Source organism: Inquilinus sp. NPDC058860, from assembly GCF_042743185.1.
In the GTDB taxonomy this organism is placed as follows: Bacteria; Pseudomonadota; Alphaproteobacteria; order DSM-16000; family Inquilinaceae; genus Inquilinus.
The window spans coordinates 105914-121392 of record NZ_JBHYMS010000013.1; the positions used below are offsets into that span (position 1 = coordinate 105914).

The window sequence follows — 15479 nt, forward strand, 5'->3', positions numbered from 1 at the left end:
AACTCATCCCAGCACCCTTCGGGTGGTCTTGGCCCGGTCGCGGACCGCCTCGCGCACCAGCACGGCGGTGTCCGCCTCCAGCTCGGCATCGACATGCTTGGCGATCAGCTGTGCCTCCTCGGCCGGCGGCTGCGCCTCAGGGCCGGCGGCCGGCGCGCCGCGCAGCCGGGTGACGATGCGGCCGCTCAGCTCGTTCAGCGTCAGCCCGGCGCCGATCGACAGGAAGGGCAGGTCGATGCCGTAGCGGCCCTGCATCGCCGCGTCCAGCTCCAGCCCCATCAGCGAATCCATGCCCAGCTCGGCGAACGGCCGGTCGCCGTCGATGTCGGACGGCGGCATGCGCAGGATCCGCCCGATCTCGGCCAGCATGGTCTCGGTCACGATCGCTTGGGCGTCGGCGTCGGTCCGCCCGGCGATCATGGCGGAGAGGTCGACCTCGGCCTCGGTCGCCTCGGCCCGGCGGCCGTCTGCCATCGCGGCCAGCCGCGGCGTGGCCAGGATCGGCAGCTCGCGGGTCGCCGCCTGCCAGTCGATCCGGGCGCAGGCCACCACCGCCTCCGCCGGCGTCGCCGCCGGCCGGGCCAGCAGCCGGCCCAGCTGCGCCAGCGCCTCGGCCGCCTTCAGCGAGGACCGGCCGATCCGCCGCTTCAGCGCGTCGCCCTTGGCCGCGTCGCGGGCCAGCACCCCGGCATCGGCGATCGCGCCCCAGGCCACGGCCAGCGCCGGCAGCCCCTGGGCCCGCCGGGTCCGCGCCAGCGCCTCGAGATAGGCGTTGGCGGCGACGTAGTTGGCCTGGCCGGGATTGCCGATCAGCGTGGTGGCGGAGGAGAACAGCACGAAATAATCCGGCGCCCGGGTGCGGCTGACCAGATCGAGATGGATCGCGCCCTTGATCTTCGGCGCCAGCACCCGCTCGATCCGCGCCGCGTCCAGGTCGCGCAGCAGCCCGTCGTCCAGCACCATGGCGGCGTGGATGATGCCGCGCAGCGGGCCGTGCCGGCGCTCCAGCCCGGCCAGCAGCTTCTCGCAGGCCGCCCGGTCGGTGACGTCCAGCCGCTCGGCCGCCAGGGTGACGCCCTGCTTCGCCAGCCGCTCGGCCTGGGCCTTCTCCGCCGGGCCCAGCGTGCCGCGGCGGGAGGCGACGACGATCGTCCGCGCCCCGTGCTCCGCCAGCCACAGCGCGGTGGCGAAGCCGAAGCCGCCGGTGCCGCCGGTGACCAGGTGGAAGCCGGTGTCCTGCGCCTCGAACCGGGCCTCGGCCGCCGGCGCCGGCGGGATCTCGCGCGGCGGCGTGATCACGATCTTGCCGATATGGCCGGCACCCTGCATCAGCCGGAACGCGTCCTCCGCCTGGTCGGCCGGGAACACCCGGTGCGGCAGGGGGGTCAGGCGGCGCTGCGCGAACAGCCGGTCCAGGTCGCGCAGCAGGCGCCTGGTCAGGCCCGGCTGGGCGTTCAGCAGCTGGTCGGCGTCGACCCCGAAATAGGAGACGTTGCGGGCGAAGGCGCGCAAGCCCACCGCGGTGTCGGCGACGAAGTCGCGCTTGCCCAGCTCGACGAAGCGGCCGAACGGCTTCAGCGCCCGCAGGCTGCGGCGCATGGCGTCGCCGGACAGCGAGTTCAGCACCACGTCGACGCCGCCCAGCTTCCAGCGGATCTCGTCGGCGAAGGCCAGCGACCGGGAATCCAGCACCAGGTCGGCGCCCAGCAGCTGGGCCAGGGCCCGTTTGTCCTCGTTGCCCGCGGTGGCCACCACCGTGGCGCCGCGCAGCTTGGCGATCTGCAGCGCCGCCAGGCCGACGCCGCCGGCGGCGCCGTGGATCAGCACGCTCTCGCCGCGGCCCAGCCGGGCCTGGTGCACCAGCGCGTACCAGGCGGTGATGAAGGCGACCGGCATGGTCGCCGCCGCAGCCAGGTCCACTCCTTCCGGCACCCGCATCGCCACCTGGGCCGGCACCGTCACATGGGTGGCGAAGGCGGCCGGGGCGAAGGCCATCACCCGGTCGCCCTCCCGCAGGCCGGTCACCGCCGCGCCGATGCGGCGGACGGTGCCGGCGCATTCGAAGCCGAGCGTCGGGCCGGCGAAGCCGTCCTCGAGATAGTCGTCCGGCAGCAGGCCCAGCGAGAACATCACGTCGCGGAAATTCAGCCCGCTGGCCGCGACCTCGATCTCGATCTCGTCCGGCCCGGGGGCCCGGCGCTCGGCCGCGGTCCAGCCGATCCGGCCCAGGCTGCCCGGGGCGGCCAGAGCCAGGCGGGCGGCCCGGTCCTCCGCCGGCGCGTCCGGCGGCACCGGCCGCACCGCTTCCACCCGGCCGACGAAGATGCCGTCGCGGTCGATCTCGAACTCGGTCTCGGCCGGGTCCGATGCGATCAGCCCGGCCAGCGCCGCGGCCGCGGCGTCGTCGGCCAGCGCCGGGGCCAGGGTGGCGAAGCGGAGGGCGAGGCCGGAATGCTCGTTGGCCAGGGTGCGGCCGGCCGCCGCCAGCGCCTCGGCCAGGCCGCGGCCGCCATCGGCCTTGCCGTTCACCTTGCCGCAGCGGGCGACGAGCCACAGGGTGGCCTTGCCGGCCGGCAGGGTCTCGGCCTCCGCCCGCAGCGCCAAGATCGCGCCGGTCAGGAAGGCGACCGGGTCGCGCGCCGCGTCCAGCATCAGCGGCAGCAGCACGGTGTCGCCCTCTGCGGCGGCGGCGGCCGGGTCGAGGCGGACCTGGTGGCCTTGCCGGCGCAGCCGGTCGGCCAGGTCGGTCAGCAGCTCGGCCTCGGCGGCCGGCGGCCGGATCAGGATCGACCGGGCCGGGACGGCGGCGGCCTCGACGGCGGCCGGTCGGTCCCAGACCACCAGCTGCGCCGTGGCTCCGCTGGTGCCGGCGCGGTGCCGGGAGGCCGGCCGGAAGCCGGCCTGGACCAGCGGCCCGGCGAGTCCGTCCGACGCCGCGGCGCCGTCGGCCGCGCCGTCGAGCAGCAGGGCGGTCACGGTGTCCGGGACGGTGTCGATGGCGGCGGCCGGGGCGCCGGGGCGCAGCAGCCCGGCGATCTGTCGGGCCAGCCGCGCCGGGTCCCCCGCCGGCACGGCGCCGACGGCCAGGGCGAGGTCGAAGCGCCCCGCCGGCGCCGCGGCCTGGTCGTCCAGGATCCGCAGCCCGGGCAGGCGCGGGGTCCGCGCGGCCAGGCCGGCCAGGGCCTTGGGCTCCGGCCCGGTCACCGCCACGGTCAGGGCGCGCTCGCGGATCAGCGGCAGCAGCGCCGGCACCAGCTCGCCCTCGGGATCGACCAGCAGCAGGGCCGGCGGCACGGCACGGCCGGTGGCGACCCGGCCGACCAGCTCCGCCGCCAGCGGCAGCAGCGGCGAGGCGGCGCGGGCATGGGCCTCGACGCCCTTGGAGAAGCGCAGCGGCTCGCCGCTCCGCAGCGCCGCGACCAGATCGCGCGACAGCCGGGCGGCCATCACCGTCTCGGCGCCGCGCTCCGGATGCGCGGTCAGGATGGAGCGCAGGATCGCCTGCGGCGACGGCAGGCGGGCCGTGGCCAGGCGCCAGGCGCCGTCCTGCTCCGTCGCCAGCCCGAACTCCGCCAGGATCCGCAGCAGCCCCTCGAAGCGCGGCACCGCGGCCGGGGCCAGGCGCCCGCCGCGGCCCAGCCGCTCGATGGTGAAGCGGGAGGAGCCGGCCACCGCCCGCACGGCGCGATGCGCCATCGACCGCGCCCAGGCGGTCAGCAGCAGCCAGTCGTCGCCGGCCTGATGCCGGTCCAGGAGGCCGGCGGCGGCCTGGTCGAGATCCGCCGCGGTGACGCCGGCGCTGCCGTCGTCCCAGGGCTGCCGCACCGGGCGGTACAGCAGCTCGTCCCCGCCCGCCAGGCGCAGGGCGCTGCGCTGGAAGCGGGCGCCGCGCAGCTCGGCCACGACCGTGCCGGCCTCGTCCTCCAGCGCGATGTCGACCAGGATCGACCGCGGCGTGGCGCGGCGCAGATCGAGGCGCGCCCGGCAGACGGGGGCGGACCGGTAGACCCGCAGCGCGGCGAAGCGGACCGGCAGGAAGGCGCCGCCGTCGCCGCCGCCGAGCCGTTCGTAGAGCGGGAACAGCCCGTGGAAGGCGGCGTCCAGGGTGGTCGGGTGCAGCGCGTGCGGCATGGTGTAGAGGCCGTTCTGCGCGGCCTCCGGCGCCAGGTCGACGGTGATCCTCCGCTCGTCGTCGGTGGCGATGGCCGCGGCGCGGCGGAAGCCGGGGCCGTAGTCCAGCCCGGCCGACGCGGCCGCGGCGTAGATCGCCGCCGGATCGACCGGGCGCAGGGCGTCGTCGTCCCGGGCGCCGTCCCGCTCCGGCGCGGCGGCGACCGGGCTCGGGCCGACCCGGCCGCGGGCATGCAGCGTCCAATCCTCCCCGGCCATGCGCTGCCGCGCCAGGATCTCGACCGCGCCGGTCGCCGGCGCCAGCCGCAGCCAGGTCTCGCGCGTCGTGCCCTCGGGGATCATCAGCGCCTGCAGGATGTCGAAATCCTCGACCTCGACGGCATCGGCGCCGAACCACTGCCGGCCGGCGGCGACCGCCATCTCCAAGAGCGCGGCCCCGGGCACCACCACCTCGCCCGCCACCTTGTGGTCGGCGAGATAGGGCAGCAGCTCGGGGTCCAGCAGCCCGTGCCATTCCGGCGTGCCCTCGCCCAGGCGGGCGCCCAGCAGCGGATGGGCCGGCTTGGCCAGCGACAGGTCGATGCGCTCCGGCGTCGGGGCCTGGCGCAGGTCACGGCGCTGCCAGGGATAATGCGGCAGCGCCTGGCGCCGGCCGGCGGGGCGGTCGCCGAACAGCGGCCGCCGGTCGACGGCGCCGCCGCGCAGCAGCACCTGCAGCGCGACCGGCCGGACCGGGTCCTGCCCGTCCTCGGCCGCCTGCCTGCCGGGCCGGTTGTCGAGCGTCGGCAGGATCGCCGCCTCCCGCTCCGCCGCCTTGGCGATGTCGCGCAGATGGCCGGTCAGCACCGGCCGGGGGCCGATCTCGACGAAGATCGCGGCGCCGAGGTCCAGCGCGGTCCGCGCCGCCGCGGCGAAATCGACCGGCTGGCGGATGTTGTGCCACCAGTAGTCGGCATCCAGCGCGGCGCCGGCCAGCGTGCCGCCGGTGACGGCGGAGATGAACGGGATCCGCCCCTCGGCCGCGACGGTGCCGGCCAGCGCCGCTTTCAGCGGCGCCTCGATGGGCGCCGTCAGCGGCGAATGGAACGGGTAGTCGACCCCGACGCGCTGCGCCGCCACCCGGCGCTGCCGGGCCAGCTTCAGCAGCGCCTCGATCTCGTCCTTCGGGCCGGAGACGGTGACGCACACCGGGCTGTTGACCGCGGCCACCACGACGCCGGCCAGGCCGGCTTCGGCCAGCACCGCCTCGGCCTCCTCGCGCGACAGCATCAGCACCGCCATGCTGCCCAGGCCGCGCAGCTGCTCCTGGCAGCGGCTGCGCCAGTGGATGATCCGGACCGCCTGGTCCGGCGTCACCATGCCGGCGGCCAGCGCCGCCGCCACCTCGCCGACGCTGTGGCCGATCACCATGGCGGGCCGCAGGCCCTCGGCCGCCAGCGCCGCGGTCAGGGCCGCCTGCACCGCGAACAGCAGCGGCTGGGCGGTGGAGGTGGCGTGCAGCCGCTCTTCCAGCGCCGGGTCCTGCAGCGCCTCGGCCGGCGACCAGCCGGCCAGGGCGGCATAGCGCGCATCGATCTCGTCGAAGGCGTCGCGGAACGGCCGGCTGGCGCGGTAGGCGCGCAGGCCCATGCCGGCGAATTGCGAGCCGTTGCCGGAGAAGGCGAAGCAGACCGGCCCGGCGGCACCCTCGCCGCGGGCCGACAGCACCGGCGCCGTGCGGTCGCCCTCGGCGAAGCGCCGCAGCAGCGCCGCGGCGTCGTCGCCGAGCGGCAGGGCCAGGCGGTGCGGCAGCCATTCCCGGTCATGCGCGGCGTGGCGGGCGATCCGGGCCGGCGCCGCGTCCGGCCGCTCCAGCGCCTCGGCATAGCGCCCGGCCAGGCTACGCAGCGCCTCCTCGCCATGGGCCGACAGCAGCAGGGTTCCGGCCGGGGCGTCGGGCGACGGCTCCGGCATCTCCTCCGGCCGCGGCGCCCGCAGCACCGCATGGGCGTTGGTGCCGCCGAAGCCGAAGGAGGAGACGCCGGCCGTCAGCGGGCCGTGCCCCGGCTGCAGCGCCACCGGGCCGCGCGCCGGCACCAGGTTCAGCGCGTCGAACGGGATGTCCGGGTTGATGCTGTCGAGATGCAGCGTCGCCGGCAGCACCCGGTGCTCGATCGCCAGGATCGCCTTGATCGTCCCGGCCAGGCCCGAGGCCGGCTCGAGATGGCCGATATTCGACTTGACCGAGCCGACCGGCAGCGGCGCGTCCCGCCTCTGGCCCAGGGCGCGGCCGATCGCCTCGGCCTCGGCCGGGTCGCCGACCCGGGTGCCGGTGCCGTGCGCCTCGACGAAGGCGAGGTCGTTCGGGTCGATCCCGGCCTCGCCATAGACCTGCTCCAGCAGGCGGCGCTGGGCGTCGGTGGAGGGCAGGGACAGGCCGACGGTGCGGCCGTCGGAATTGACGCCGGTCGCGTCGATCATCACCCGCGGCGGGCGCCCGCGCGACAGCGCGGCATCGAGGCGGCTCAGCACCAGCACGCCGCCGCCCTCGGCGCGGACATAGCCGTCGGCGGCGGCGGCGAAGGGCCGGCACAGCCCGGTGGGCGACAGCATGCCGGCGCGGGAGAAGCCGTAGAAGGCCTGCGGCGCGCCCAGGATGTTCACCCCGGCGACCACCGCGGTGTCGATCTCGCCCCGGGCCAGCGCCCGCACCGCCGCGTCGAGCGCGACGAGGGAGGAGGAGCAGGCGGTGTCGATGGTCAGGCTCGGCCCGCGCAGGTCGTAGATGTAGGAGATGCGGTTGGCGATGATCGACGCGGTGTTGCCGGTCATGAAATGGGTGTCGATGCCGCTCGCATCGCCCACGATCCGGGTATAGGCGTCGACCGAGGAGGCGCCGACGAAGACGCCGACCGGCTGGCCGGCCAGGGTGGAGGGCTGCAGGCCCGCATCCTCCAGCGCCTCCCACACCAGCTCCAGCAGCAGCCGCTGCTGCGGGTCCATCTGCTCGGCCTCGCGCGGCGCGATCCGGAAGGCGCCGGCGTCGAAGCCGCTCGGATCCTCGATCAGCCCGGCGGCCAGGGTGTAGCTGCGGCCCGGCTCGCCCCGCCGGGGATGGTAGAACCGCTCGATCGCCCAGCGGTCGCTGCCGATCGTGGAGACGCTGCAGCGCTCCTGCAGCAGCAGCGACCAGAAGTCGTCGAGGCCGGCCGCGCCGGGCAGCCGGCAGGCCATGCCGATCACCGCGACGGGCTGGTCCTGGAGTCTCGAAGAGCCTGCTGGCATGTCGGTCTTCTTTCAGCGATTCGGCATGGGCGGGCGGGCAGCGGACCGCAGCGGCAACCTACTTTACCGTAGGAAACGTGCTGCGAAACCTGCAATCGATGGCGGTCTCCACGACATCATAGATTTTAAATCTACGCTTGGTCCGGAACAGCCCTGCCGGGTCGGTCATCCGAACAGCAGCTCGTCGGCCGCCTCGAGCCGGACGACGTCGTCTTCGCCGAGATAGGGGCCGGTGCGGACCTCGATCAGCTCGAGGTCGATCCTGCCGGGGTTCTCGAGCTTGTGGTCGGTGCCGATGGGGAGGTAGACGGCCTCGTTCTCGCGCAGGATGCGGGACTGGCCCTCCATGGTGACGCGGGCGGTGCCGGAGAGCACGACCCAGTGCTCGGAGCGGTGGTAGTGGCGCTGCAGGGCGATGGCCTGTCCGGGATGGATCAGGACGCGCTTGACCTGGAAGCGGTCGCCGGCGTGCAGCGACTTGACGGTGCCCCAGGGGCGGTAGATCTCGCGATGGATCACGGCCTCGGGGCGCCTGGCCTTCTTCAGCGCGTCGGTGACGGCCTTGACGTCCTGGACCTGGTCCTTGGCGGCGACCAGGACGGCGTCGTCGGTGGCGATGACGATGGCGTCGTCGAGGCCGATCACGGCGGTGAGGATGCCGTCGGAGCGGACCAGGCAGTTGCGCGAGGCGAACGCCAGGGCGTCGCCCTGGGTCAGGTTGCCGTCGGCGTCGCGGTCGCCGATCTCCCACAAGGACGACCAGGAGCCGACATCGGTCCAGCCGATCGAGGCCGGGACGATGCCGGCGCGGGCGGTCTTCTCCATGACGGCGTGGTCGATCGAGATGGAGGGGGCCTGGACGAAGGCGGCGGGGTCGAGGCGCAGGAAGGTGAGGTCGCGCGAGGCGGCCTTGAGCGCGGCGTCGGCGGCGGCGAGGACGGCCGGCGCATGGCGGGCGCATTCGGCCAGGTACTGGCCTGCGGTGAACAGGAAGATGCCGGCGTTCCACAGGTGGCGGCCCTCGGTCAGGAAGCGCTCGGCGGTCTCGCGCGGCGGCTTCTCGACGAAGCGGGCGACGGTGCGGGCGCCGGGGGCGCCCGGGATGTCGTCGCCGGGCAGGATGTAGCCGTAGCCGGTCTCGGGCGCGGTCGGCTGCATGCCGAAGGTCATGAGATAGCCGGCGCGGGCGGCCGGGGCCGCGGCGGCGATGGCGGCCCGGAAGCCCTTCGGATCGGCGATGTGGTGGTCGGCGGGCAGCACCAGCATCAGGGTGTCGGGGTCGCGGTCGGCCAGGAAGCGGGCGGCGACGGCGACGGCCGGGGCGGTGTTGCGGGCCGAGGGCTCGAGCAGGATAGCGTCGGGCGTCACGCCGATCTGGCGCATCTGCTCGGCGACGATGAAGCGGTGGTCGTCGGCGCAGATGAACACGGGAGGCGCGAAGCCGTCGGCCTCGCCGACCCGGGCCACCGTCTCCTGGATCATGGTGCTGCCCGACACCAGCGGCAGGAACTGCTTGGGGTACCCGGCCCGCGACAGCGGCCACAGCCGCGTCCCGGACCCGCCCGACAACACCACCGGCACCACAGCTTGATCGATCCGACTCATGACCTGCTCCAGATTTCAGGCGCTGATCTTGTATCAGCCATTAGGTTTGCGAATTCAACACTTTGAAGACCATCAAAATCCGGGAAAATCTTCCGATATTCCGAACTTCTTCCGATGATCTCATACGGCGTTATGAAGCCCGAAAGGCGCGGAACATTCTCCCGGCGTCCGGTCTTGTGGGGTTTCCGCCACTGGGCTGATGCGAAATCAGGTTTCGCGTCGTTATGATTTGAATTTAGGTGCGCTGCAGCATAGTCTTCGATTCCGAGCGGGACGTCCAGTCGTCCGTTCGAATCCCAGGTTTCCTCGGTCGAAGGATCGCCGGCAATGAAGATTCAAGCCTTGGTCGCAGCTGTGATTCCTGATGCCTCCGGTTCGGCGATCGATCCCAACGAGCTGCAAGATCTGATCGATGCGGCGGATTGGGACGGCGTCAATGCCCGGTCGCTGGAATCGCGTGATGGCGCGGCGGGGACGCCGCAGGCCCGGCGCACCGTCCTGCTCGACCGGCTGTACAGCGTGGCCCGGGACTCGGAGGAGGATTTCGATCCGGTGGCCGCGACCAAGGCGGCCGCGGCGCTTTGCCTCTCCCAGCACAACCATGTGCTGTCGCCGCTGGACCAGGCGGCGATCGGCGGCGTCTTCGTCGAAGACGGCATGCTTCATCTCTGGGGCATCAACCAGCTCGATCCAGCCCAGCCGGTCGACCTCGCCCTGGTGATCGACGGCCGCCGGACCTTCGATGCGCGGACCGATCCGGCCACCGGCCGCGTCGCCTTCGCCGCCACCCGGCTGCACGGCCGTCACCGCTCGCTCGGCTTCGAGCTGGACGGCACGGTGATTCCCGGCCCCGCCTTCACCGCGCTGTCCTTCTGGAAGGACCCCGACGCGCTGAACGAGCTGGCCGACACCCTGGCCGACATGGTCAACCGCACCGGCTATCTCGGCGCCCGCTACACCGCCAAATGCCACCTGCCGAAGACCATGGCCCGGCTCGACGCTGCGGGCGGCGACGACAAGATCAAGGGCCGCATCCCGGAATTCGTCCGCTACATGGCGAACCGCTACGACTGCGACACCAAGAACCTGGTCGGCTACCAGGGCACGGCGCAGTGGATCATCTCCGACGTCATGGAGTATGCCGACCGCCGCAGCATCTTCTGCATGACCAACGAGATCCACGAGGCGCTGTCCGAGGGCGTGTTCAACAAGCGCGCCCTGAAGAACGACGTCTCGCTGGCGCTGTTCTCGTTCTGGCGCCGGCACTACCAGCACATCGACATCTTCAGCGACGAGGGGCTGCGCAAGGTCCAGTACAAGTTCGCCACCGCGCCCTTCATCAGCGACAAGAACAACCAGCTCCTGATCTCCAAGGCGCTGAAGGAGCGGCTGAGCGCGGTGGTCGACGCCTACCGCAGCCGGGCCTTGCCGTGGAGCTGGTACTGGCTGTTCCGGCACGAGGACGAAGGCACCACCCACAAGATGATGGAGGCCGGCTACGCGCTGACCCTGTCGTTCAAGGAGGTGCTGGCCGACCTGATCGAGCAGAACCGCTGCTCCTTCAACCCGCGCAACTGGATGTCCTACTGGGGCTCGACCCCGCAGGAGGTGGCGGGCCACTTCACCCGCTTCGACCTGGCCCTGATCTCGCTCCTGAACGGCCGGACGGTGCCGGAGGAGCTGATCGCCGAGCGCGGGCCCGAGGTGCTGCGCCGGCAGCTGATCGACCAGGTCTACAGCCGCGCCCCGCGCCTCGCCGCGATCTCGGCGGTGGCGCCCGACCTGGCGTCGGCGCCGGAGGCGGAGCCTGAGATCGAGCGCATCGACCTGGTGGTGATCGGCCACGCCAACGCCACCGGCCTCGGCCGCAACCTCAACATGTTCGTCGAGGCGCTGTCGGCGTTCGACCCGCTGGTGTTCAACGCCGATGACGGCCAGTGCGTCAATCCGGAAGGGCGCTGGCGCGAGGACATGAACCTGCGGGCCCGGGTGGTGGTGCTCTGCGTCAATGCCGACCGGGCGCCGGAGATGATCGCCCGCTTCGCCCCGATCTGCGAGGACGCGCACATCATCGGCTTCTACCTGTGGGAAACCGACACGCCGCCGGAGACCCATCTGCTCGGCGCCAATGCGGTGGACGAGATCTGGGCCCCGTCGGACTTCGTGGCCGACGGCTACCGCAAGATCGCCTCGACCCCGATCAGCAACATCCGCAAGGGCTTGGCGCGGCCGCCGGCCCGGGTGTTCAGCCCGTTCCTCGACCGCTTCCGGCGCAGCCCCAGCGAGCTGATCTTCCTGTCCCTGGCCGAATTCGGCTCCTCGATCGTGCGCAAGAACCCGCTGTCGGTGGTCAAGGCGTTCCAGCAGGCCTTCGCCGAGGGCGACGAGGAGGTCCGGCTGCTGCTCAAGATGCGCGAGATCGACCCCGGGCACTGGAGCAACTTCGACGGCTACTGGGAAGAGGTGGAGGAGCGCATCGCCGGCGACGGCCGGATCGAGATCGTCGAGGGCAACCTGACCGATGCCGAGTACTGGTCGCTGATCGACTCCTCCGACGTCTTCGTCGCGCTGCACCGGGCCGAAGGCTTCGGCTACGGCATCGCCGACGCGATGATGCTGGGCAAGCCGGTGATCGTCTCCGACTATTCCGGCACCCAGGATTTCTGCGACGCGGACAATTCCTTCCTGATCGGGGTCGACGTGGTGCCGACGCCGCCGGAGCAGATGCGCAGCAAGTCCTATGTCGGCCATTGGTGCAGCCCGCGGGTCGACCAGGCGTCGGCGGCGATGCGCGCCATCCTGACCGACCGCGAGGCGGCGAAGGCCCGGGCGCTCAAGGGACAGGCGCGGATCTTCGCCGACTACAGCTTCGACGACTGGCGCAGCGGCCTATCGACCCGGATCCGCGACCAGCTCGCGCGTCAGGGCTGACGTCACGGGTGGTCCTTCCCCGTGACCGCTGCAACAATCTGACATCGTCTTCTTTGAGTCCCCCTCCCCCTGCGGGAGGGGATCATCTCGGCTCGACCTGAACGGCCGGCCGGCGTGTAAACACAATGTTCATTGAATTGGCCGCCGCTCCTGTTCATGATATGTTCCATGGACAAGGCGCAGACCGATCGGATGTCGGAAGCCCCGCCCGCTCCCCAGGAGGGGCGGGCGGCGCGGCATCTGCGCATGCTCGCTCGGGCGGCCGAGATCCATATGGAGGTGATGGAGGCCATCCGCACCTCGCCCGGCCGGCGTCAACCGCCGCACGCCCAACCCCCGGATACGGGGTGAGTAGGTTGGGTTCGTGTTGGGCGAACCCGACATCCCGCCGCTGTCGCCGCCCCTGATTTGTTGGGTTCGCTGCCGCGAACCCAACCTACGAGAACCGGAGTGTTTTGCCTCTCCCGTAAACGGGAGAGGCAACGCAAAGAGCCAAAACCCCGCTTCCGACCTTACGCCGCCGCGCCGGCCGGCTGCACCGGCCCCAGGACGCCGGCGGCGAGGGCTTTGTCCAGCTCCTCGATGGCGCAGATGATGTGATAGAAGCTGCTGGCCGGCGCCGGCTCCTCGACGAAGGTGCCGTCGGGCTGCAGCTTGTCGCGCCACAGGCCGGCCACCGGCACGTCGAAATAAGTGAACAGCGCCGTCACGCCGGCGGCGATGCGGCCGCGCCACAGCGCCTTCTCCGCCTCGGTCTCGGCGGCGCCGGCCAGCGCCACCGCGGCCTTGATCCGCTCGGTCTGCGGCCACAGCCGGGCGCCGGAATCGACCGGCGCGCCGTCGTCCAGGATGGCGTTGACGGCGACGTTGCGGACCGGGTCGACGCCGGTGGCCTCGGCCGCCTCGGCCATGCGCCGGGCTGCGGCCACGGCGTCCGCCCGGCCGCGCAGCCGGCCCCAGCGGACCAGCAGCCAGGCCCATTCGAACAGGTGGCCGGGCTCGACGATGCGGCCGTCGCGGCCGGGGGCCGTCCGCCACTCGCCGTCGAAGAACTCGCGCAGATACCCCGTCTTCGGGTCGATGAAATGCGACAGGGCCAGCCCGGCGATCTCGTCGGCCAGGGCGTTCCATGCCGCCTGGTCGGCGCCCTGGCCCAGCTCGACCCAGGCCAGCGACGCCTCGAACAGGTGCATATGCGGGTTGGCCAGCAGCGGCAGCTTGCGCGGCGCCGCTTCCTCGAAGCCGCCCAGCGGGTGCTTCAGCGTCGCCTCCAGCCGCTGCCGCAGCCGCGTCGCCGCCGCGGTCAGCGGCGCCGGGTCGGCGACCACGGTGCCGGCGACGGCCAGCGCGAACAGGGCGAAGGCCTGATCGTACAGCACCACGGTGTCGTCCAGCGTCGCCCCGTCCGGCCCGACCAGGGTGCGGAAGGTGCCGTCCGGCCGCTCATAGGCGCGGCGGAAGAACTCCAGCCCGTGCTCCACGGCCCGGCGCGACGGGCCGGTCCAGCCCAGCCGGCCGGCGACGGCGAAGGTGAAGACCTGCCGCGCCTGCACCCGGGCCCGGCGCGGCTCGATGCACGGCGTGCCGTCGAGATTGAGCCGCTCGTGGAAGCCGCCGCGCTCGCGGTCGGCGCCGGTCTCCCACCAGATCGGCAGCGCTTGCGTGGTCAGCCAGGTCGTCAGCCGGTCGCGCAGGCCCTGCAGGGTGGCCATCTGCTCGGTCGGATTGGTCATCATCGGCTCCAGCGGCAGGTCTTGGTCATCGGGTCTGGCATCGGAGAGCGTTTGAGAATGCGCTGGCGTGAGTCGGCTGGCGGTGGTTTCGAGAGCCGGAGCGCAGCGGACGTTGGTCCGTGAGCACCGGAAGCGGAGAAACCGCCGTCAGACGGCCACGCCAGTAGCATTATCACACGCTCTCTCAGATGGTTTGATTGTAGGCGCCCACTTCGGGATTCTCACGCAGCACGCCGTCGACGGCCCTGAACATCTCGTGCAGCCGGTCCTTCGACACCGGGCTCTCGACCACCACCACCAGCTCCGGCTTGTTGGAGGAGGCGCGGACCAGGCCCCAGGTGCCGTCCTCGGTGGTCACCCGGATGCCGTTGACCGTGACCATATCGACGATGCGGTGGCCGTCCAGCCCGCCATTGGCGGCGATCTCGCGGAAGCGCTTCTCCACCCGCTCGACGACGTCGTACTTCACCTCGTCGGCGCAGTGCGGCGACATGGTCGGCGACCCCCAGGTCTGCGGCAGGGCGCGGTACAGCTCGGCCATGCTCTTGCCCGGGTTGCGGTCCATCATCTCGCAGACGGCGATGGCGGTGACCAGGCCGTCGTCATAGCCCCGGCCGATCGGCGGGTTGAAGAAGAAGTGGCCGGACTTCTCGAAGCCGGCCAGGGCGTTCAGGTCGCGCACCCGCCGCTTGATGTAGGAATGGCCGGTCTTCCAGTAGTCGGTCTTGGCGCCCTGCGCCTGCAGCACCGGGTCGGCCGCGAACAGGCCGGTCGACTTGACGTCGACCACGAACTGGGCGCCCGGGTGCAGCGCCGACAGGTCGCGCGCCAGCATCACGCCGATCTTGTCGGCGAAGATCTCGTTGCCCTCGTTGTCGACCACGCCGCAGCGGTCGCCGTCGCCGTCGAAGCCCAGGCCGAAATCGGCCCCGGTCTCGCGCACCTTGGCGGCGATGGCGTGCAGCATCTCCATGTCTTCGGGGTTGGGGTTGTAGTTCGGGAAGGTGTGGTCCAGCTCGACGTCCAGCGGGATGACCTCGAGGCCGATCGCCTCCAGCACCCTGGGCGCGAAGGCGCCGGCCGTGCCGTTGCCGCAGGCGGCGACGACGCGCAGCTTGCGGCTGATCTTCCGGCCCTCGGTCAGCTCCTGGACATACTGCTCGGCGAAGCCCTCGACGAAGCGGTAGCCGCCGCCCGGGCGCGGCTCGAAGGCGCCGGACAGCACGATGTCGCGCAGCCGGCCCATCTCCTCCGGCCCGAAGGTGACCGGGCGGCTGCAGCCCATCTTCACCCCGGTCCAGCCATTGTCGTTGTGCGAGGCGGTGACCATCGCCACGGCCGGGACGTCCAGCGCGAACTGGGCGAAATAGGCCATCGGCGACACCGCCAGGCCGATGTCGTGCACGGTGCAGCCGGCCGCCATCAGCCCCTGCGCCAGGGCGATCTTGATCGCCATGGAATAGCCGCGGAAGTCGTGGCCGACCACGACCTCGGGCTTGACCCCCGCCTCGTGCAGATAGGTGCCGAGGCCGAGGCCCAGCGCCTGTACGCCCATCAGGTTCAGCTCCGGCGGCTTGTCCGATCCGGGATGCCCGAACCACCAGCGGGCATCGTATTCGCGGAAGCCGGTCGGCTTGACCAGCGGCGTGGTCTCGAAGGCGTAGGTGTTCGGAACCAGCGACGCGGAAGGCTTGGGCAGCATCGGGAGATCCTCGGGGCGGCAGGGGAGGAGGGCACGGAACGTCCGATCGCCGACCCGGTGGTCCCGGATCGGCGGCAACGGCGAAGGCGGGCCCGCCCTCGCATCGGATCGAT

6 protein-coding genes are annotated in these 15479 nt (G+C 72.3%); 2 read left to right on the forward strand and 4 right to left on the reverse strand.

Features of this window, described 5'->3' with window-relative positions; translation table 11 throughout:
- Nucleotides 1-3: 3 nt before the first annotated feature.
- Both ACFW16_RS11650 and ACFW16_RS11655 read right to left on the reverse strand, forming a co-directional pair.
- Nucleotides 4-7395: an SDR family NAD(P)-dependent oxidoreductase gene (locus tag ACFW16_RS11650; protein ID WP_380304987.1), complete on the reverse strand. Its 7392-nt coding sequence runs from the start codon at nt 7393-7395 to the stop codon at nt 4-6.
- A 165-nt stretch (nt 7396-7560) separates the two neighbouring features.
- Nucleotides 7561-9000 (reverse strand): mannose-1-phosphate guanylyltransferase/mannose-6-phosphate isomerase, encoded by a 1440-nt coding sequence (locus ACFW16_RS11655; protein ID WP_380304989.1) that lies wholly within the window; start codon nt 8998-9000, stop codon nt 7561-7563.
- A 342-nt stretch (nt 9001-9342) separates the two neighbouring features.
- Between ACFW16_RS11655 and ACFW16_RS11660 the strand changes: the two genes are divergently transcribed.
- Together ACFW16_RS11660 and ACFW16_RS11665 are read left to right on the forward strand one after the other, a co-directional pair.
- Nucleotides 9343-11931 carry a glycosyltransferase gene (locus ACFW16_RS11660; protein ID WP_380304991.1) on the forward strand — a complete coding sequence of 863 codons (2589 nt, stop codon included), beginning with the start codon at nt 9343-9345 and terminating at the stop codon, nt 11929-11931.
- Nucleotides 11932-12099: 168 nt separating this feature from the next.
- Nucleotides 12100-12282 (forward strand): hypothetical protein, encoded by a 183-nt coding sequence (locus ACFW16_RS11665; protein ID WP_380304993.1) that lies wholly within the window; start codon nt 12100-12102, stop codon nt 12280-12282.
- Nucleotides 12283-12443: 161 nt separating this feature from the next.
- Here ACFW16_RS11665 and ACFW16_RS11670 read toward each other — a convergent pair whose 3' ends face one another.
- Together ACFW16_RS11670 and ACFW16_RS11675 are read right to left on the reverse strand one after the other, a co-directional pair.
- Nucleotides 12444-13664, reverse strand: a complete 1221-nt coding sequence (locus tag ACFW16_RS11670; protein ID WP_380304995.1) for an AGE family epimerase/isomerase — start codon at nt 13662-13664, stop codon at nt 12444-12446.
- A 184-nt stretch (nt 13665-13848) separates the two neighbouring features.
- Complete coding sequence (locus ACFW16_RS11675; RefSeq protein WP_380304996.1) at nt 13849-15366, reverse strand: phosphomannomutase/phosphoglucomutase; 1518 nt, start codon at nt 15364-15366, stop codon at nt 13849-13851.
- Nucleotides 15367-15479 lie beyond the last annotated feature (113 nt).